This window comes from Komagataeibacter sp. SM21, assembly GCF_041402665.1.
Taxonomy (GTDB): domain Bacteria; phylum Pseudomonadota; class Alphaproteobacteria; order Acetobacterales; family Acetobacteraceae; genus Komagataeibacter; species Komagataeibacter saccharivorans.
Map to the genome: position 1 here is coordinate 52,319 of NZ_JBGLOV010000009.1, position 16,991 is coordinate 69,309.

The following is a 16,991-nucleotide window of genomic DNA, read 5'->3' on the forward strand; positions in this document are numbered from 1 at the left end:
CCATGGTCCTGAGCGCATCCCCCATAACCGGACTGGACCAGCCCGGCATGATGGCCACCCAGTCCACGCGCGATGGCGTCCGCACGCTGTGGGTTACGGCGGACGACCTGCGGCCCACCCTTTCCACGCTGAAGGAACACACGCCCGCATTGCTCATGCTGTTTGACCTGACCGCCATTGACGAACGCGAACGCACCCACCGCGATGGCCAGCCACCGGCGGATTTCACGGTCATCTATCACCTCATGTCGCTTGCCACCCGCGCAGATGAAGTGCGCATCAAGGTGGCGCTGCTGGGGGACAGGCCCACGCTTCCCACCATCAGCGACCTGTGGCCCAATGCCAACTGGTACGAACGCGAGATATGGGACCTGTTCGGCATCCGGTTTGAAAACCATCCTTTCCTGCGCCGCATCCTGACACCACCCACATGGACCGACCACCCGCTGCGCAAGGATCATTACGCCCGCGCCACCGAAATGCCGCCCTACAGCCTGACCGAAGAACAGGAGCGGCACGAGCAGGACGCCATGCGTTTCGATCCCTCGGCATGGGGCATGCAGCGGCATAGCGACCACAGCGATTTCATGTTCCTCAATCTCGGCCCCAACCATCCCAGCGTACACGGGGTCTTTCGCATTATCCTGCAACTTGAGGGCGAACGCATCGTCGATGCCGTGCCCGATATCGGCTTCCACCACCGCGGGGCCGAAAAAATGGGGGAACGCCAGTCATGGCATACCTACATCCCCTATACCGACCGGGTGGATTACCTGGGCGGGGTCATGAACAATTTCCCCTACGTGATGGCGGTCGAAACGCTGGCGGGCATCACGCCGCCGCCACGCGCGCAGATGATCCGCGTCATGCTGGCGGAGTTGTTCCGCATTGCCAGCCATCTGGTTTTCTACGGAACCATGGCGCAGGACGTGGGGCAGCTTTCGCCAGTATTCTACATGTTTACCGACCGCGAGCGCGTATTCGGCATTATCGAGGCGATCTGCGGTTTTCGCATGCACCCGGCATGGTTCCGCATCGGCGGGGTGGCGATGGACCTGCCCACCGGATGGGAAGACCTGATCCGCGCCTTCGTCAACGACCTGCCCCGCCGCCTTGACGAATATGACGCGATGGTCATGCGCAACCCGGTTTTCCGGGGGCGGACGAAAGGGGTGGGCGCCTATACCACCGCCGAAGCCGTGGAATGGGGCGTAACCGGGCCGGGACTGCGCGCCACCGGCCTGCCATGGGATTACCGCAGGCAGGCCCCCTATGCCTGTTACGACCAGCTTGAATTCGACATTCCCACCGGCGCCAATGGCGACTGCTACGACCGGATTGCCGTGCATGTGGAAGAAATCCGCCAGAGCCTGCGCATCATCCGCCAGTGTCTGGACCACATGCCCGCCGGTCCCATCAAGGCGGACCATCCGCTCACCACCCCGCCGCCCAGGGCGCGGACGCTGCATGACATCGAAACCCTGATCCATCATTTCCTTGGCGCAGCTTGGGGGCCGGTCATCCCGCCGGGGGAGGCCAGATCCTGCGTCGAAGCCACGAAAGGGCTGAACTGCTATACCCTTGTCAGCGATGGCGGCACCACATCCTATCGCACCCGCATCCGCACGCCGTCCTTCGCCCATCTGCAGATGATCCCGCTTCTGGGGCGTGGCGTCATGATCGCCGACCTGATCGCGATCCTTGGCAGCATTGATTTCGTGATGGCCGATGTCGATCGCTGAACAGCCCCTGTCAGGCGACCTGCGGGCGGAAATCCGCGCCCTTGCGCAGGCGGAACCGCACCCGCGCGGGGCCAGTGTCGCGGCCCTGCGGCTGGTGCAGGCGCATGTGGGGTGGATCAGCACGCCGCACCTGAACGAAGTAGCCGATGTGCTGGGCATGTCCGCTGCGGATCTGGACGGCATCGCCACCTATTTCAACCTGCTGTTCCGCAGGCCCGTGGGGCGGCATGTCATCATGCTGTGCGACAGTGTCTCATGCTGGATCATGGGGCGTGAGCGGCTATGCGCCCATCTGTGCCGCACACTGGATATCCAGCCGGGCCAGACCACGGCGGATGACGCTATCACCTTTCTGCCCATCGTGTGTCTGGGACACTGCGACCATGCGCCCGCCATGCTGGTGGACGATACACTCTATGGCGACGTGGATACGCCCACCCTCGACCACCTGATCGACACCCTGCGGGAGCCGCCACCATGAGCCATGCCGAGCGCCCCCTGACCGCCATGATCGACCCCGTGGCCGGTCCCCCCGACTGCGCAGCCTATGAACGGGCCGGGGGATGGCAGGCCACGCGCACGGCCCTGCGCACCCTTGCACCGGCCGAGGTGGTGGACATCGTAACCCGCTCGCGCCTGCGCGGACGTGGGGGGGCGGGGTTCGGAACCGGGCAGAAATGGAGCTTCGTGCCCAGGGAACCCGCAAGCGAACGCTGCAAATACCTGATCGCCAATGCGGATGAGATGGAACCGGGCACCTTCAAGGACCGCTGGCTGATGGAAGGCAATCCGCTGCAACTGGTCGAAGGCATGTTACTGGCCGCCTACGCCATTCAGGCAGGCCATGGCATCATCTTCCTGCGCGGGGAATACTGTTCATTGTTTTTATTGAATAAGTTTCCCAGTTTTCCGCCCGTGCCGGCATAATTCGCCAACGGCGAAAGGAAACTATCTCTTGTACTTTGTTGCGCCGTGCCCTATGATGTAATCGCTGCGCTACACCCATCTCCGTGGGGCCTCCGCATGTGGCGCAGCACCTGACGCAGGGTAGAGCAGTCTGGTAGCTCATCTGGCTCATGACCAGAGGCCGCCGGTTCAAATCCGGACCCTGCAACCAGTGCGAAGCTTAGGTAGGGCGGTACCCTTTGTGGAACCCGTCCCTTCCAGCCGAGTACGCCGAGGACGGAAGGCTTATGCCGTGACAGCCGGAGAGACGGCACCAGTTTTAGGTTCTAACCGTCAAGGAATACTTGACGGTTGGCGGGAGCGTGGCCCGAGCGCGTTGTAGCGCCCCACGAAGTCCTCGGGTGCACACGGGGCAAAATGGTTGCTGCGGCTGCGTGGATGGACACGCACATAGTCCTGATGTGGTTATGGTCCCTAGCAGGTTGTGGAGCGCATAGACGCGAGGTGGTTGGCTATAAGCCGGTATCAAGCCCGGACCGCAGCAACCGAATGCAGAACGGCAGGGCCTTAACGGGTTCCTGCCGTTCTGTTATGAAAACCCGGTTTTGCTAACACGACATGCCAATGCGTTAGCGTTGTCGATCGATCGTTAACATCAAAATCGCTTGTCGATCACTTCCGGCACCCTCTCCGCAAGCAGAACATCCGGTGAAGCCATCGCCAGATCATCGCTTGCCACCAACGAAGGCAGGAGCGGGAGAGCGACCGATACACTCCGTAGACGACCAGGTATCAATCATGGCCTGCACGCGGCCACGAAGTTCTTCCCGGTCGGTAATCAGTCGCGCCGCCTCGGTATGTCGCGCTTCATCGTTCTGGGCGAACATGGACGCCTCATAACCAAGCTGACGCCCCATCTCCACGTCCGGCATGGATGACAGGGGCGCGTAAGACACCGGAAGGCTGACCGTCTGCCCGCGCGTCCGGCTGGCGTTGCCGCCAACGCTGAAGGTGGGAGCAGTCGTGATCGCGCCTACATCGAATTGCCCTCCCTGCGTGAACTGGCCGGATAGCTGCAAGGTCACATCGCCCGCAATCGTGCCCACCACCGGATCGGCCCGGTCCTGACTGCACTGCGCCGCCCGGACGGCACGGACGAACAGCGCATCCTGAGCCGGTGTCCAATCGCCCGCGTGCGATACCGATACCACCCCGGACCGCGCCAGACTCTCCTGTATGCCGCCCATGGCTTGCGGAATTGTTGTGGAGACTTCCTTGGGATGGATCGCACAGGCAGAAAGACCGATTAGACAACCGATCACAAAAACTACCTGATCGCCCCGGTTCATGACGAACCCCGCAGATACGACGCATTCGCTTCGACAAGTGCGGTCCAGTCATCGCCTGCCGGATACAGGCCGCCGGGTGGGTGCAGTTGGGACCATGCCAAACCGTGCGCTTCCATGATGCGAGACCGGACCCAGCGCCATGTGGCCTTCTGCCTGCTTCCCCATGTCAGCAGCGTGACCAGATCGGTATCAGCGGTGCCAGCGTAATCCCACAGCAGCGGGCAGTGACCGCCCGCGCTGCCCGGTGTCGGATCACCATGGTCGGCTGGACTGTCCGTGTCCCATACGGGGGGCAGGTTGCCGACCTGATCTTCCCACATATCTGCCTGCGCAAGTTGCACACCCAGATACGCGGCGGACAGGCCAGCAGTGATGTTGCGGATGCCGTTCAAGTCGGACGGATCGGCACTCCCCCAGCACGGATACAGGGTCTGGTCTGCCAGAGCGTAGCCATCGCGGGAAGCCGATGTCAGCACATCGACCTCCACGCCGCCGTTGTCCGTGTTCGGGTTGCCCGGCACGTAGCCGGTGGACTGGCTGTAAAACCGGATGGCCGCCGCTGTGGTGACACCAGCCACGTCAAAACCGGACAGGGCTGCCGTGGCGTGAAGATGGTTGCCGATGCCTGCTGCCGTGCAGTCCCTCAGAGCGTCATTCCCCAACATCGCGGGGCGCGGGTCAATATGGCTACGGTCCAGTCTCGCAGGGGCTTGCCGGGAACAGAAACCGCGCATGACGGATAGATGCGGCTGGCCGGGCCGGTGTTCAGCCGGGCGGCAGCCGAGTAAGCGCTTTTTCATTTCGTATTGTCCGATGGGTCAGGCGCGGGAGGCCCAAGCGTGTCGTCGATCTGCCGTTCGCGCCGGGCTTCACGCCATGCATCAAGCCCGAAGGCAATCACCTGAAAGAAAGCGCCGCCGGTCAGGAACAGTCCTGCACCGGCGAGGGTATGGGCGGTCATCCCTGCGAAGCCGCAAAGATGGCGATCTGCCCGATGGCCGCATTCGGGTTGGCGACTGCGGCGCGCAGGCGCGGCCCGGACATGTCCACCATGGCCTTGAGCAGGTCGATCAGCGTTTCCGCCGCCCCGGCTGCCGTCTTGGCCTCGGACGCAACGCTGCTGGACAGATTGGCCGCCGTGCCGGTGATGGTGGCGATGATCAGCGTGTCCACCTTCTCCACATCGGCAAGAATGCTGTCGAAAGCCGCCTTCACGCTGGCGGTGCTGTAGCTGACAGACGTGCTGGATCCGGCGGCGGTCTGGAATGCGGTCAGGCCAGACTTGAGGCCAGCAATAACCGTGTCCGCCAGCGCGACATTCGTGGCGCCCATTGCGGCAGACACGAACGAAAGGCCAATCGCGGTGTTGGCAAATGACAGGACAGCGTTTCCGTAATCCACGACTTCGGCCACGTTCAGGGTGACGGTGGTGGTGGTTCCGCTCTTGGTCACGGTGCAGGCAGCCAGCAGGCCAGCCGCCAGCGTTCCGGCCCCGGCGCGCAGCAGGGACCGACGGGAGATGTTCGGGTTCATGACGTTTTCCTTGTTGATCGGTCAGGAAACAGTGGCGACAGTCTGGGTCGCGGTCGCCGCAGGCTTCGTCTCGATCGCCGTCTTGAGATCGGAAATGCCGGTGAGGATCTTGGTCAGGGCGGCGTCGATGCCGGACAGATCAAGGTTCGGCGCGGCTTTCTCGACGATGACCGGCAGAAGCGTCTGCAACAGGTTGCCTGCCAGAGCGATATCGGCCTGCGTCGTGGCCGAGTCCTTCTTGCCCAGCGCGGTTTCAACGAGACCTTCAAGGGCCGGGATGGTGGTGATGTTCGTATCGGGCATATCTGCCGTCTCCATATGAAAAAACCGCCTCTGGGGCGGTTCGGGAATGAGGATGATCGAGCCGGGTCCGGCCAGTCACGTAGGGGTTTCGGGCTTGCCCTTTTTGTTCAGGACGGGGATGCCTTGGGCCTGCACGGCTTCCTTCGCCGCAGGCTTGTCAGACAGGGGAACCCGAACGCCCGAAACGCTCGGCTTGGCGTGATTTTCGGCCCATCCGATATTTAGGCCGATCATGGTGATGATCTGATACGCCACCACCCACCGGCTATGCACAGAAGGTGGCGGGATGGCCGCCGAAACCGCGCTGCATGCAAAGATCAACATGGCCACGTAGAAGGCGTATTGCTCGGGAACGAAGGCTAAAAGGCCGGTAAACACGGCTCCCAGCCCGGTCAGTCTTGCCGCAGTATTCATGTCATGCCTCAATGGCCTGCTGAAACAGGGCAACGTGTGCTGCGTCTACGTCCCCCGCCCCAAGCGATGTGTTGTAGATCCGCTTCCATGTGTGAGCCTGCCCCAGCGCATCATTCGCGGCGGGAAGCGGGTCAGGAGACCGGTAGTATTTCAACCGGGCCATGGCGCAGGCATATCGCCAGTTTGTAATAAGCTGGCCAGTGCGCGGCATGTCCCGCGCCAGCATGGCCTGCATGGCCGTTTTCAGGCCGGACAGCCGCGCGTTTGACAGGAAGGTTGCCCATATATCGCTTTCCGTGAATGGCTCCATCTGCCACGCACCAAGCGCGGGTCCGCCAATCTGGCGCAGATACACCAGCCCGCTTTCAGCAAGGGCCGTGCCGGTCAGGAGATTGACAGCCGCTTCTCCCCCCAGCCCTATCGCGTTCAGGGTGGGGGTGACGATTTCCGCCTTGAACTGCGCGAGGCAAACGCCGGTCATGGCCCATATCCAAACGCACGCTTGCAGAACGACCATGCCGCATCGCCAATCTGCCCCCAGCCCAGCAGGCCGGTCGCCAGAACAATGAACGTCATGGTCATCCATGATGTGAGCTTAAGGCCGCCCTCGATGCGGGCCAGCCTGCCCGAAATCTCGGCATTTCGTTCCGTGGCGGTGTCGGTCATGTCATCCACGCGCTGCATGATCTCGCTGCGGGTCTGGGCCGCTGTGTCAGTGACCGATCGCGTGAGGTCGCGCCTGAGTTCCGAAAACTGGACTGACAGGGTGCTTAGTCCGTCGCGCAGGTTGTCGTGGCCGCCTTCGACCTTGGCCTGACGCTCACGCACGCGAGCAATCTCCTCACGCACGCGCGCCAGATCCTCGACCGTGGCGCAGCGCATGGGGACGGCCTGCTGCGGCTGGGCCTCAGCAGGATAAATTGTGGTGGTAGGCATTGCGTTATCCTGTGAGGGTGTCAGAGAACCTTGCGCCACGACAGCGTCGTGCGCTTACCGGCCCCGGACCCGAAAATATCCACGATGTAGAGGCTGCCGCCGACGCCAATATGGTACGTGCCCCACGCGTTCGACGAGAGGTAGAATGTGCTGTCAATCACCGTGGCGGTCGTGGTGATGGTGCCGCCGTAAAGGGTGTAGCCCTTGAACGAGGTCGTTCCCCATGCCGCCGTTTCGTAGATATCGACCGGCGTGATGCTGCCGGACGTGGAGACAATCGACAATGATCCGGTGCCGCTGGCGGAGTAGGCCATGGTGAGCGTCAGGCCGCTCGACCCCAGCGTCAGGGACAGACTGCTGCCCGATGCGGACAGGTCGCCCGTGACCGACCCCTGCATGGCGCCAATCGTGTTCTGCACAAACGCTGTTGACGCCGCGTAATTTCCGTTGTCTCCGGTTGTGCGCGTTGGAAGGTTGACCCTACCTGTGATCTCAAGCGCCCCATTTACCGCGATATATCCATCCGTCGCGTTATAGTTCAGCCATTCAGCGCCACCAAACTGGATGCCGTTATTGCCGGACAGAATCCAGTTTCCCTTGCCGTCTGTGGTCAGCGCGCCACCGTCGATCGATGGTTCCGTGATCGTCGGGGTGGTCAGCGTGCCATTGGTCGCAAGTGCATATTTCGACATACCGGTGATCGTCTCATACGTCGCGGCGGCGTTGTTCACCTGCGTATTGAGCGCCGAGATCGTCGCGTAGGTCGATGCCGCCGTTGTCTGGCTCACGAACCGCGCTGCCGCAGATTCCGTGTTCAGGGCGGCGGTCGTGCTGTCTGTCGTCGTGGTATCGGGCACGTAGGCGGCTGTGGTAACGCTCAGGGTATCGGTCTTCGTGCCGCCAGAGACCGCAATGCCCTTGTCCCCGAACTTGGCATCTCGTGAGACATTGTTGTCGGGATCAGCAAAATAGACGGATGCGAAACGCTGCTCCCCAAGGTAACTGTTGCCGCCGCTCAATTGCGAGTAAGTGGCCGCCGCAGCGGTGGTGGTCAGATACGACGACAGGTCAGGTGTGCTGGAGAAGTCGCATATCTGGGGCACGCCTGAACTGTCTACGGAACAGACGGGAACTGTAGGGATGACCGCCTGATACTGCCCGTTAGCCATTTTGTAAGCCATCCGCGCATCAGACGTGCTAGCTGTGCCCGAGGCGTCGCATACCAGAGGCGTCCCACTGCTACTGACCCCGCAGGTCGGGGCCGTAGCCATAACGGCCTTGTATTGCCCGTCTGTCGCTTTATAGGCCAGCCGCGCATCGGTCGCATACGAAGCCGCAGGGAGGGACAGGATTGCGAATATGGCCCCGATTACGGCGTTTTTCACAGCGGTCTCCATATAAAAAAACCGCCTTGTCGGCGGTCTGGAAGGAACAGATTGCGGAATTCGTCAGGCCGCGGCGGAGACCGTAACGCTCAGGCTGGCCGGGTTCGTCAGGCTACCGCTATTCGTGGCACTGATCGTCACTGTTCCCGCAGCCTTGGGCGTATAAGTCACGGTCTGCACAGTCTTTGTGCATCCGCTGAGCGTCGCTGTGCTGGACGAAAATGTCCCGCCGGCGCCCCCATCCGACAGGGTAACGGTTACATCGCCGGTCGGGCCGTCGTTATTCGGCGTCAGGTCCAGCGTCAGCGCGGTCCCGGCGGTCGCCGTGGTTGCGCCGGTCAGCGTGTAATCGGTGGATGGAATATAGATGCTGCCAACAGGGTAAGCCTTCGCCGCATCCAGCGCATAGGCGAACCCTTCAGGGACAGTGATGCCGGTTAGCGCGCTCAACTGCGACGTGCCGATAACCGTTCCCAGAGGCGATGAGATTATCGCCGCCGGAATATCGGGCGTCTGCCCTTCTGTGTAGGTATATCCCGGCTGATACATGAAGGCTGCCGTGCGATAGAGGATGTAGTTCTGATAGCCGTCAGACATATTTCTTTCCTTTCATCAAGACGATACGGGGCCTTCAATGGTCATCCATACGTCCACACCGTCTCCAGAAACAGCAACGTCTGGCGCGCCCCGCGATATGTGCAGGGTGCAGCCTGTGGCGCTCAGAAGAAGGTTATCGCTGGTGTCGCGCTGAATGTTCGCAAAGGCGGTATTCTGCGTCGTATATTCGGTAGACGTTCCGAACGTTACGCACGGAACCGCCGAATACGCAGTGGGGAACGTCACAACCGGATTATCGATCAGCTTTTCAAGGAAAATAACCTGACGCAATATGGAACCGGTCTTTGTCCAATAGCCGCCTGTAATATTTCCTGAAGCTGCAATGGTCCCGCTGGAACTCGGCGCGTAGGTATTGGTTGTGCCGGTCGCATCCAATACGGTTAAGGCACTGCTCTCTCCGTAAACAGTCGCGTTCTTGATCTGATTAAAGCCAGTTCCGGGATTTGTCTGGACAAGACTGAAACTGATTCCGTTGGCAGAGGCCCACGGGATACCCGTTCCCAGATAGTAATTCATCAGGGTGATAGGCGCGTTCGTCCCATCGTTTGTAGCGTTGGTGGGGACGCGTGCCGCGATTTCACTGGAGAACGTGCTGTTCTGGTCAGACTGCTGCGTCTGGAATGTTGCCAGACTGGTTTGCAGGGTCGTCACATCGGCATAATTCGCAATGCCCTTGTAAACCGTCGTGGTGCCGTCATTGAACACTACGATGGGGCGTCCGGTGCTGCTCTGCTGGTATAGGCCAAGGATCTGATAGTCGGGGGCGCCTTTGCCGTATATCCCGGAGACGCAATCACTTATATCAGATGAAAATTCCGCATTAGTCGCCGCTTGACTGGTTTGGAAATTAGTAAGGTTCGTCTGAATGGAAGTATCAGCAGCCTCACGTGCGGACGCTTCAGCCGTGACATCGGTATAGTTCGCAATGCCATTGAACACGTTCGCCGTGCCGTTGCTGAATACGGCAACGGGGCGTCCCGTGCTGGTCTGGAAATAAAGACCCAGTATCTGGTAGTCGGGGGCGCTTTTGCCATACGTTCCCGACAGCAGGCCGCCCGCATCACTCCCATTGATACTGACGCGCATTATCCCCGAATGGCTGGTGTCCTGCCCCAGATTGACCTTGTCGCCGGTTTGATCCGGGCCGCCGCCCTGCTGGACCGGGGTGAAGCCAAGCGCGTCCTGCTTGGCGGCCTGTAGCTGCGGGATGGTGTCGTAAAACGGCGCGCCCGCCGCCTGCGTAAGCATATCCGCCGTAATGGCCGAAGCCCCCGCGGGCACCGTCACGGTCCACAGCGGGTATGCGCCAGCGGGGACGGATACGCCAATCCCCAGTTGCGCCAGATCCTGCCGCACGGTGGGAGCAGTAGCCCCGGTGTTATCCGAACCCGCATAGGTTACGGACGGGTCGGCTGCATTGTAGAACGGCAGCACGATGGCATCACCGTCTATCGTGACGGGCGTGACATACACCGTATAGGTTGCTGCCGTCCCCGGTACCTCCAGCGCCAGCGGGTCACGGCTGGTATACTGACGCACAAGTGCGCTGCTGACCGGTGCCAACGTGCCATAGGAGGTGCCATCCACCACGCCGGGGGCCAGCAGTGAACCCGGCGCAATGATTACGGCCAACCCAGTTCCCGGTGCACACGCAAAGCCGCTGGCGGCTACGGTATCCCATCCGTACGCCATGCCCGCAAACTGACCCAGCCCCACATAGGCATTGCGCTGGGCGTTAAGCTGGTCGCTATCCAGAGGGATCTGGGCAGGGTAGACGATTTGTCTGTCCATCAGTTAAGGATCTCCACATCCTGCACCCACGCGATGGTGCCCGCGGGCATGACCGCCGCGATGCGGGTCAGGGTCTGTGTTTCGGGTGGGTTCGTATCGCCCGTGGGAAGCTGGGCAAAAAGTTGAAAGGGTGCGCCGCGTGAACCGTAGCGCAGGGCCGCTACATTGTAGCCGTAGCCGCCACCCACGGCAGGGCTGGCAAGGCTACCCAACCCCTTGCAGTCGGTGGCGTTGCGCGGCTCGATCACGCGCCCGGCCTGCCCCACTTCATCGGCAATGGTGTTGACCACATCGGGCCGCGTGCCGAGCGAGGGGAACAGGGCTTCCTCGATGCGGGTGCGGAAGGCATCATCACTTTCGCCGGGGTTGCGGGCCAGCATGGTGCCAAAGAAGTCGGCTGCGAACATATCAAGGAACGCGCCGGTCATGGTGGCCAGCCGGGTCTGGGCATCGGTGGCCGCCAGAACGGCCCATACCCATGCAAACACACTTCCATAACCCTGAAGTAGGGCATTGAGTACCGGGGCCTGTTCCGCCTGTCCTGTAGCAGGCGTGGACGGAAACCAGCCGGTCGGTAGCAGGCGGCGGATGCGCAGGGCGAAGCCGTTCTGTGTGGTATCAGCCAAAATCCACCGTCCCGGCCCGGTAGGCCGTGCCAGTTGCCGCAGGCAGGTCCACAACGCCACCGGCCAGCGTCACGCCGGTCACGTTGGTAACGGATGTGCTGGCGGCGTAGGCGATCTGGATCAGGCGTGAATAGCTGGCGGCATCGCCAATAGCCAGACCGTTGAGGTAGGTTGCAATGTTAGTGCTGATCGTGGCCTGAATAGTGTCTAGATCGCCCGTGCTGTCTACAGTAACCGTCATGGTCACCGCAGGGCGCACCACATTGGGCCTTACAACCTGAATGGACACCGCCGCCGGGCGCACGGCATCTACGGATGTGTAAACCGCATTGATGACGCTATCCGCTACATCGCCAGAACCGTCATCGATATATACAACGACATTGCCCGGAAGAAACGCTCCGGACGTATCCACATTCTCCACCACCTGATAGATCAGGTCGGCAGATACGTCAGTGACCGCGTTCTCAATAGCGGCCACCGTGGCCTTGGACCTGCTGTTGATATACGCGACGAACCGCGTGCGCAGGGCGGCGTCCGTTTCCCCGTCGCTACCATTAGTCAGGGCCGCAACGTTGGTAACGGTGTCAATGCCTGAAATGGCCGTTCCGAGAAGGCAGATCGCGCCCGCCGCGACGTTCCCCGCCGTGCCTGTTGTCTCGCATTGGACCGGAACAGTGATGGACGCCGTGCCCGCTGGGCGGATATAGGCACCATCCGCCGCTGACCACGCCGCATTAGTGCTGTCCTCCACTACATCATACACAATGCTGGAAGCCGTCTTGACAGACGTGCCCACTGCAATCGTGGCGGACTGGCTGGCTGGCGTGAATGACGTGAACGTAACCGTCCCGGTTGCAGCCGTCCCCGGTTCGCGCGTCAGCCCAAAATCCTCAACAAAGCTGTCCACATCTGCCCCGATGGACGTGGACAGCCTCGTGCGGGACAGTATCTGAAGCGCGATGAACTGAAACCATAATCCCAGCCCCGCAACCGCTTCCAGCATGGCGCGACCGGCTGACCCTACGTTCAGGTCAAGTAGCGACGGACATGCGCCCTGCGCCGCCGCAACCATATTGGCCAGCGTCGTCTTGAATGACTGGAAGGTAATGGCCAAGCGGGCCTCCAATAAAAAAGGCGGCTCCTAAGAACCGCCCGTCAGGTAGTCAGTGTCAGTTCCTGAACCGTGCCGCTCGCGGCGTCCGTGTAGGATATGGCCAGCAGATAGGCCCCTACTTTCGGGTTCGTGATGGTCACGTTAATGGGCTGCGACTGGTCAACGCCTGCTTCATCGTTCATCTGTTCAAGCACAAGCGACCGAACGGCGCTTTCGTCCATGACCGACCCAACACGACCGGGCAAGCCCGCGCCATAATCCGGCTGCCAGATGTAAGCGCCCGCGTTGGTGCACAGGCGCCGCAGAAGGGCCTGCCGGGTCTGTTCGGAACCAGACACAACCGCCACGCTTCCGGTTCCAGACAGATCCAGATCGCCGCCTATGGTGTGGGATAAGGCGCTCATGATAGTTTCAGCAGAAGAGACATCTTATGCCGTTCCAGCATCCCAATCGTTTCCAGCGTATTCAATTCTCCTGCACTGTAATTGCTGAACTCCCGGTCAGGATGAACGGCCAGTGCCATCAGACTAATGATGTCGCCAGACTCCACACTAGAACGGATACCATCCAGCATTTCGAGCATATGCTGTTTGTATGGCGCTTCTGCTCTATGTATGGGAATGACCGTTCCACTCATTGAGGCGCCCCCGTCGATCCGCTGCCCGGCTGCACGCCGCTATGCGTGTGTCCCTTGCCGGAAATTCCTGCTGCCAGCACATCCGTTTTGCCGGTCACGGTGCCCTGGGCGGTCATGTCCTTATCGGTGGTGATCGGGCCGCCGGTAACGTCCAGTCCATTCGCGTCCAGAACCATGCTCACGCCGCCCACCTTCCACGCCTTGGAGCCGCTGGTCAGGGTCTCGGTCGCGTTTCCGGCTCCGCTATATATCGTGTCCTTGGTGATGTGCCACCAAGGCGCATTCTGTGCGGCATTACCCGGCGTTGTGCTGCCATCGGCAGGTGGCGCACCGCACCCTGCTACGATCAGCAGTTCTCCCGGCTGCGCGGGTATCCCGGTCGCCGGGGAACTTGGGGGCATGACCACGGCGTCATAAACCGGCACGGCAGCCACGCCATGCTCGGCATCCGCCTCCACATGAACCACCAGAACATGTGTTCCAATGTCGGGTGGACAGGTAATGCGCAGGGTTCCCACCTGCACGGCAGCATAGGGAAGCCATCCGCTTTCGATATTGGACGGCTGGGTCATGACCTTTACGGCGTGGTTCACCGGGTCAACCGCGCTGACAATGCCAAACCCCGGCTGCGCCTGCGCGTTGGCAATGCCCGAAGCGATCATACGGGTATCAGCCATCGGTGTTTTCATCCTTCGTTACGTCACGGATACGCAGTGTGATCTGCTGGGAAAATCCGCCTGACCAAGAAAAACGGCTGCTAACGGCATCTACATCCAGCGTCCCATCCCATGTCGTGCCTGTGCCGGTAATCTGCATGAACTGGCGCGGAGCCAGCGTGATGCGTCCGGGTATCTGGCCGGTAATGGTGCGTTCGTGGGCTACGATCTGGTTGTATTTCTGTTCAGCATATTGCTGAAGCAGATTTAGACGCGCGCCCGGCAACGTAAAACTGTGCAGATTTCCGGTCCGCTCCGCCATTTTTGGGGAACCACCTTCAGCCGACCAGTAATATTCTACCCGGCTGCGCTGGCGACTGTCCCATGATGAGACATGAACCATAACACCCTTGGCGATCTGGTAATCCCGCGTGAAACGCAGGCCGGATGCTCCCATCTTGATTGGGTTGAGCGGGCCGGTGTCGCTATAATCCAGTGTCTGGGTGTTGTCCCCGTTGGCAGTCGGATACGGCGCGCATACGATTGTCTTGCCGTCCGCATACAGATCGCACCCGGTCATGTTTGCCAGATAACTGGCCAGATCGAACGCCGTCTGAAACCGGCTGTGGCTGCTGGCTGACTTGCGCTTGTGTTCGATCTGCCAGAACTGCCCCACCATGCCGTCTGTCATGGTTACATTCGGCGTCAGTCCGGCATCCGTTATCATGGCCTTGACCACATCCGCCCCGGTCATATTCATCCAGCCGTCAAGAACGCGCATGTCCAGAAGTTTCGCAAGATAGTCCCGACACTGGATATGGACGGACGTTTCCGCCGGGGACCATTCGACATGATCCACGATGCCTTGAAACATGGTGGTCCACTGTGCGCCCGCTTTGGCCTCGTCGCGCATCTGTAAGGTGATGTCGATATCGGCAAGCGCCTGCCCTTCCGCCGGGGCAGCCAGATCGAACCACAGACCGTTTGCCGGAATCTTGGTCCGGTCCAGCGCCAGCGTCAGATCCAGCGTATCCGCCCGGCTGTAGCGCGTCCGGGTCAGCGCGAACTCTTCCAGCCCCGTTTCCGTACGCTCAACCCCATTGACCAGAAGCCGCGCGCGTGGAAGCCGCCAGATACGATGACGCGAAGATGTTACCGTAATACTCTCGCTCATGCCGACACCCCCGGAACACCACTACTCAGGGACGCATCCACGGTCGGCAGCACAAGCTGAACGGGCGTTGCAAAACCGGACAGGTCCGGGTCTGCCATTCCGTTCAGTTGCGCAATGCGCCACCATTGCGTTGCATCACCAAGCTGCCGGGCCGCCACATGATAAAGCGACACGTCTGCTGCCGTGACCTTGATCGTAGCTGCCATGGAAAATCCTATTGGGCGCTGACAAGCGGCCCGTTCTGCGTGCCGTCCGTGGCCGTCAGTGTGTTGGCATAAGCTCGGTTGACCAGTCCGCCAGATGTAACGGAAGTGCTATGAAGCTCTGCATTCTGCGTCAGGGTGGATAACCCGGCTGCGTTGGTCAGGCTGATCCCTTCAAGGTTCGCCCCCGTTTCACTGATGGCCGTATTAAGGTCGCTTCCCGAAGCCTCAAGTCCAGATAGCAGGCTCGCCGCGCTCTCAGGCGTCGAGGCCAGATTGACCCCTGCACCAGACAGGCCATTGACCACACTCAGATTGTCCTGAATCCCGGCAAACACACCACCCGCACCCACCATATCGGCAATGGGCGTCACCTGACCAACAACCGTAGATAGCTGCCCTTCTATATTGCTGGCGATGGTGGAAACATCGTCCAGCGCCCCGGTTATGCCTGATATGGATGAGGCAGCATCACTGCCAATCAGGGCTGATAGGCTGGATGTGATCGCGCTGGTCACTGCCATCTGGGGCGGCTGCTCCAGCACGAGCCGGTAAGGGATAACGCCCCCCTTCCGCTGATAATCGAACGAATACTGCACGATCTTGACCGTCAGGGACAGCCCCGCGCCCGTAAACTGCACCGGTTGCCCACGAATGCGCATCTGTTTCAGCAGAAGCGCGCGCTCATAGGCAGTCGGGCCGACAAACCGCCCGCTCAGCTCCAGACGGTCCGGGTCGTTCCCGACCGCATCGATGATCCTGTTGCCACCGGGCAGCCGATGCACGGCAACCTGCTGCGTGCCACCATCGCGGATCAGGTCCGGCACTTCCATGCCGGTCAACGTCAGGCCGCCGATAGTAACCGGCGCGGACGCCCACAGCCGCCCGATGGACCCGATTGCGGTCTCGGCATTAAGCAGCGTCAGCGACATTGGAAATCCAACAAAAAAGCCGCCTCAACGGGGCGGCTGACAGGCAAAATCAGGGCATGATGGAATAAATAATGCACATTACTGGAAAAAGTACAAGACCGAAATCAGAAGGGGTTTTCTATCTCCCCTGTAGACAGCGTTCCCTCTGGCTGCCGATCGCCTTCCGGACCGTCTTTATCGACATTACCGTGACGGCCTGAACGATTGTGCTGTCCCGCCGGGTGACCCGTGCCACGAACGCCTGACATATGACCACCGTTTGTAGCAGCCTGCTTCTCGCACACGTAAGCACCATTCTTCGTATGCCCATACCAGCGGTCGCCCGGCAGGTGATAGGCACCCGTGCGCTGGTTCAGCCATACCACCGTATCGCCGGGGCAGGATGGTATGGCATAGGCCGGTGGAATGGTGCCAAACAGGGATACGGCAAGGATCAGATGGCGCATGATCTTGATATACCGGCACCGGTGAAGGGAAACAAGAAAGGCCGATCCATATCTGGACCAGCCTGTTTCCTACCCGATCAACTCACGCTCCCTCACCTTCTGCGCCCCGACACGCCTACGCCCCATCCAGTGCGCAGACCGAACCAGTCTGCCCCAAAGGGGACCAGCCCGTGTGGGTCAATACCCGATCCAGCGTCTACCATTACCGGCATGAACGCTGGCA

At 60.8% G+C, this 16,991-nt stretch carries 22 protein-coding genes, 1 tRNA gene and 1 pseudogene; 4 read left to right on the plus strand and 20 right to left on the minus strand.

The annotated features are described in order from the left end of the window. Nucleotides 1–2 precede the first annotated feature (2 nt). From nuoC to ACBR42_RS10260, 4 genes and pseudogenes are all read left to right on the plus strand, one after another. The gene (nuoC, locus tag ACBR42_RS10245; RefSeq protein ID WP_371207907.1) at nt 3–1,742 is read left to right on the plus strand and encodes an NADH-quinone oxidoreductase subunit C/D; all 1,740 of its coding nucleotides are present in this window, start codon (nt 3–5) and stop codon (nt 1,740–1,742) included. After that, nucleotides 1,729–2,223: an NADH-quinone oxidoreductase subunit NuoE gene (gene nuoE / locus ACBR42_RS10250; RefSeq protein WP_371207908.1), complete on the plus strand. Its 495-nt coding sequence runs from the start codon at nt 1,729–1,731 to the stop codon at nt 2,221–2,223. Before nuoC ends, nuoE begins: the two co-directional genes overlap by 14 nt. Next, nucleotides 2,220–2,615: pseudogene (locus ACBR42_RS10255) on the plus strand (NADH-quinone oxidoreductase subunit F); the annotation flags it as partial. The gene nuoE and the pseudogene ACBR42_RS10255, both read left to right, overlap by 4 nt. Nucleotides 2,616–2,783: 168 nt before the next feature. Continuing rightward, nucleotides 2,784–2,859: transfer RNA gene (locus tag ACBR42_RS10260), tRNA-Met, on the plus strand. A gap of 514 nt (nt 2,860–3,373) precedes the next feature. Here ACBR42_RS10260 and ACBR42_RS10265 read toward each other — a convergent pair. The 20 genes from ACBR42_RS10265 to ACBR42_RS10360 all read right to left on the minus strand — a co-directional run bounded on the left by ACBR42_RS10265 (nt 3,374) and on the right by ACBR42_RS10360 (nt 16,768). Continuing rightward, on the minus strand, nt 3,374–3,997 hold the full coding sequence (locus tag ACBR42_RS10265) for a hypothetical protein (RefSeq protein WP_371207909.1): 624 nt from the start codon (nt 3,995–3,997) through the stop codon (nt 3,374–3,376). Further along, complete coding sequence (locus ACBR42_RS10270; RefSeq protein ID WP_371207910.1) at nt 3,994–4,797, minus strand: hypothetical protein; 804 nt, start codon at nt 4,795–4,797, stop codon at nt 3,994–3,996. Before ACBR42_RS10270 ends, ACBR42_RS10265 begins: the two co-directional genes overlap by 4 nt. Next, the gene (locus ACBR42_RS10275) at nt 4,794–4,958 is read right to left on the minus strand and encodes a hypothetical protein (protein WP_371207911.1); all 165 of its coding nucleotides are present in this window, start codon (nt 4,956–4,958) and stop codon (nt 4,794–4,796) included. The genes ACBR42_RS10270 and ACBR42_RS10275 overlap by 4 nt, the downstream gene beginning before the upstream one ends. Then, complete coding sequence (locus tag ACBR42_RS10280; RefSeq protein ID WP_371207912.1) at nt 4,955–5,530, minus strand: hypothetical protein; 576 nt, start codon at nt 5,528–5,530, stop codon at nt 4,955–4,957. The genes ACBR42_RS10275 and ACBR42_RS10280 overlap by 4 nt, the downstream gene beginning before the upstream one ends. A gap of 21 nt (nt 5,531–5,551) precedes the next feature. Then, nucleotides 5,552–5,833, minus strand: a complete 282-nt coding sequence (locus tag ACBR42_RS10285) for a hypothetical protein (protein ID WP_371207913.1) — start codon at nt 5,831–5,833, stop codon at nt 5,552–5,554. Between the two features lie 75 nt (nt 5,834–5,908). Further along, nucleotides 5,909–6,247: a hypothetical protein gene (locus tag ACBR42_RS10290; RefSeq protein WP_371207914.1), complete on the minus strand. Its 339-nt coding sequence runs from the start codon at nt 6,245–6,247 to the stop codon at nt 5,909–5,911. A 1-nt stretch (nt 6,248) separates the two neighbouring features. Beyond that, complete coding sequence (locus tag ACBR42_RS10295; RefSeq protein ID WP_371207915.1) at nt 6,249–6,728, minus strand: hypothetical protein; 480 nt, start codon at nt 6,726–6,728, stop codon at nt 6,249–6,251. After that, nucleotides 6,725–7,183, minus strand: coding sequence for a hypothetical protein (locus ACBR42_RS10300; RefSeq protein ID WP_371207916.1), 459 nt, complete (start codon nt 7,181–7,183; stop codon nt 6,725–6,727). Before ACBR42_RS10300 ends, ACBR42_RS10295 begins: the two co-directional genes overlap by 4 nt. 20 nt (nt 7,184–7,203) lie before the next feature. Then, nucleotides 7,204–8,568 (minus strand): hypothetical protein, encoded by a 1,365-nt coding sequence (locus tag ACBR42_RS10305; protein WP_371207917.1) that lies wholly within the window; start codon nt 8,566–8,568, stop codon nt 7,204–7,206. Between the two features lie 63 nt (nt 8,569–8,631). Further along, nucleotides 8,632–9,165, minus strand: a complete 534-nt coding sequence (locus tag ACBR42_RS10310; protein ID WP_371207918.1) for a hypothetical protein — start codon at nt 9,163–9,165, stop codon at nt 8,632–8,634. Nucleotides 9,166–9,180: 15 nt separating this feature from the next. Further along, nucleotides 9,181–10,977, minus strand: a complete 1,797-nt coding sequence (locus ACBR42_RS10315) for a hypothetical protein (protein ID WP_371207919.1) — start codon at nt 10,975–10,977, stop codon at nt 9,181–9,183. Continuing rightward, a complete protein-coding gene (locus tag ACBR42_RS10320; protein ID WP_371207920.1) occupies nt 10,977–11,603 on the minus strand; it encodes a hypothetical protein in 627 nt (208 codons plus the stop codon). The genes ACBR42_RS10315 and ACBR42_RS10320 overlap by 1 nt, the downstream gene beginning before the upstream one ends. After that, complete coding sequence (locus tag ACBR42_RS10325; protein ID WP_371207921.1) at nt 11,596–12,720, minus strand: baseplate J/gp47 family protein; 1,125 nt, start codon at nt 12,718–12,720, stop codon at nt 11,596–11,598. Before ACBR42_RS10325 ends, ACBR42_RS10320 begins: the two co-directional genes overlap by 8 nt. A 41-nt stretch (nt 12,721–12,761) precedes the next feature. After that, nucleotides 12,762–13,124, minus strand: coding sequence for a phage tail protein (locus ACBR42_RS10330; protein WP_371207922.1), 363 nt, complete (start codon nt 13,122–13,124; stop codon nt 12,762–12,764). Continuing rightward, nucleotides 13,121–13,357, minus strand: a complete 237-nt coding sequence (locus ACBR42_RS10335) for a hypothetical protein (protein ID WP_371207923.1) — start codon at nt 13,355–13,357, stop codon at nt 13,121–13,123. The genes ACBR42_RS10330 and ACBR42_RS10335 overlap by 4 nt, the downstream gene beginning before the upstream one ends. Next, nucleotides 13,354–14,034, minus strand: coding sequence for a baseplate assembly protein (locus ACBR42_RS10340; protein ID WP_371207924.1), 681 nt, complete (start codon nt 14,032–14,034; stop codon nt 13,354–13,356). Before ACBR42_RS10340 ends, ACBR42_RS10335 begins: the two co-directional genes overlap by 4 nt. After that, the gene (locus ACBR42_RS10345; protein ID WP_371207925.1) at nt 14,027–15,187 is read right to left on the minus strand and encodes a hypothetical protein; all 1,161 of its coding nucleotides are present in this window, start codon (nt 15,185–15,187) and stop codon (nt 14,027–14,029) included. The genes ACBR42_RS10340 and ACBR42_RS10345 overlap by 8 nt, the downstream gene beginning before the upstream one ends. After that, nucleotides 15,184–15,393, minus strand: coding sequence for a hypothetical protein (locus ACBR42_RS10350; RefSeq protein ID WP_371207926.1), 210 nt, complete (start codon nt 15,391–15,393; stop codon nt 15,184–15,186). Before ACBR42_RS10350 ends, ACBR42_RS10345 begins: the two co-directional genes overlap by 4 nt. An 8-nt stretch (nt 15,394–15,401) precedes the next feature. After that, nucleotides 15,402–16,322, minus strand: coding sequence for a hypothetical protein (locus ACBR42_RS10355; RefSeq protein WP_371207927.1), 921 nt, complete (start codon nt 16,320–16,322; stop codon nt 15,402–15,404). Nucleotides 16,323–16,426: 104 nt separating this feature from the next. After that, on the minus strand, nt 16,427–16,768 hold the full coding sequence (locus ACBR42_RS10360) for a hypothetical protein (RefSeq protein WP_371207928.1): 342 nt from the start codon (nt 16,766–16,768) through the stop codon (nt 16,427–16,429). Nucleotides 16,769–16,991: the final 223 nt, after the last annotated feature.

Coding starts and splice junctions, on each gene's coding strand:
- nuoC (WP_371207907.1), top strand. CDS start 3: ATGGTCCTGAGCGCATCCCCCATAACCGGACTGGACCAGCCCGGCATG.
- nuoE (WP_371207908.1), top strand. CDS start 1,729: ATGTCGATCGCTGAACAGCCCCTGTCAGGCGACCTGCGGGCGGAAATC.
- ACBR42_RS10265 (WP_371207909.1), bottom strand. CDS start 3,997: ATGAACCGGGGCGATCAGGTAGTTTTTGTGATCGGTTGTCTAATCGGT.
- ACBR42_RS10270 (WP_371207910.1), bottom strand. CDS start 4,797: ATGAAAAAGCGCTTACTCGGCTGCCGCCCGGCTGAACACCGGCCCGGC.
- ACBR42_RS10275 (WP_371207911.1), bottom strand. CDS start 4,958: ATGACCGCCCATACCCTCGCCGGTGCAGGACTGTTCCTGACCGGCGGC.
- ACBR42_RS10280 (WP_371207912.1), bottom strand. CDS start 5,530: ATGAACCCGAACATCTCCCGTCGGTCCCTGCTGCGCGCCGGGGCCGGA.
- ACBR42_RS10285 (WP_371207913.1), bottom strand. CDS start 5,833: ATGCCCGATACGAACATCACCACCATCCCGGCCCTTGAAGGTCTCGTT.
- ACBR42_RS10290 (WP_371207914.1), bottom strand. CDS start 6,247: ATGAATACTGCGGCAAGACTGACCGGGCTGGGAGCCGTGTTTACCGGC.
- ACBR42_RS10295 (WP_371207915.1), bottom strand. CDS start 6,728: ATGACCGGCGTTTGCCTCGCGCAGTTCAAGGCGGAAATCGTCACCCCC.
- ACBR42_RS10300 (WP_371207916.1), bottom strand. CDS start 7,183: ATGCCTACCACCACAATTTATCCTGCTGAGGCCCAGCCGCAGCAGGCC.
- ACBR42_RS10310 (WP_371207918.1), bottom strand. CDS start 9,165: ATGTCTGACGGCTATCAGAACTACATCCTCTATCGCACGGCAGCCTTC.
- ACBR42_RS10315 (WP_371207919.1), bottom strand. CDS start 10,977: ATGGACAGACAAATCGTCTACCCTGCCCAGATCCCTCTGGATAGCGAC.
- ACBR42_RS10330 (WP_371207922.1), bottom strand. CDS start 13,124: ATGAGCGCCTTATCCCACACCATAGGCGGCGATCTGGATCTGTCTGGA.
- ACBR42_RS10335 (WP_371207923.1), bottom strand. CDS start 13,357: ATGAGTGGAACGGTCATTCCCATACATAGAGCAGAAGCGCCATACAAA.
- ACBR42_RS10340 (WP_371207924.1), bottom strand. CDS start 14,034: ATGGCTGATACCCGTATGATCGCTTCGGGCATTGCCAACGCGCAGGCG.
- ACBR42_RS10345 (WP_371207925.1), bottom strand. CDS start 15,187: ATGAGCGAGAGTATTACGGTAACATCTTCGCGTCATCGTATCTGGCGG.
- ACBR42_RS10350 (WP_371207926.1), bottom strand. CDS start 15,393: ATGGCAGCTACGATCAAGGTCACGGCAGCAGACGTGTCGCTTTATCAT.
- ACBR42_RS10355 (WP_371207927.1), bottom strand. CDS start 16,322: ATGTCGCTGACGCTGCTTAATGCCGAGACCGCAATCGGGTCCATCGGG.
- ACBR42_RS10360 (WP_371207928.1), bottom strand. CDS start 16,768: ATGCGCCATCTGATCCTTGCCGTATCCCTGTTTGGCACCATTCCACCG.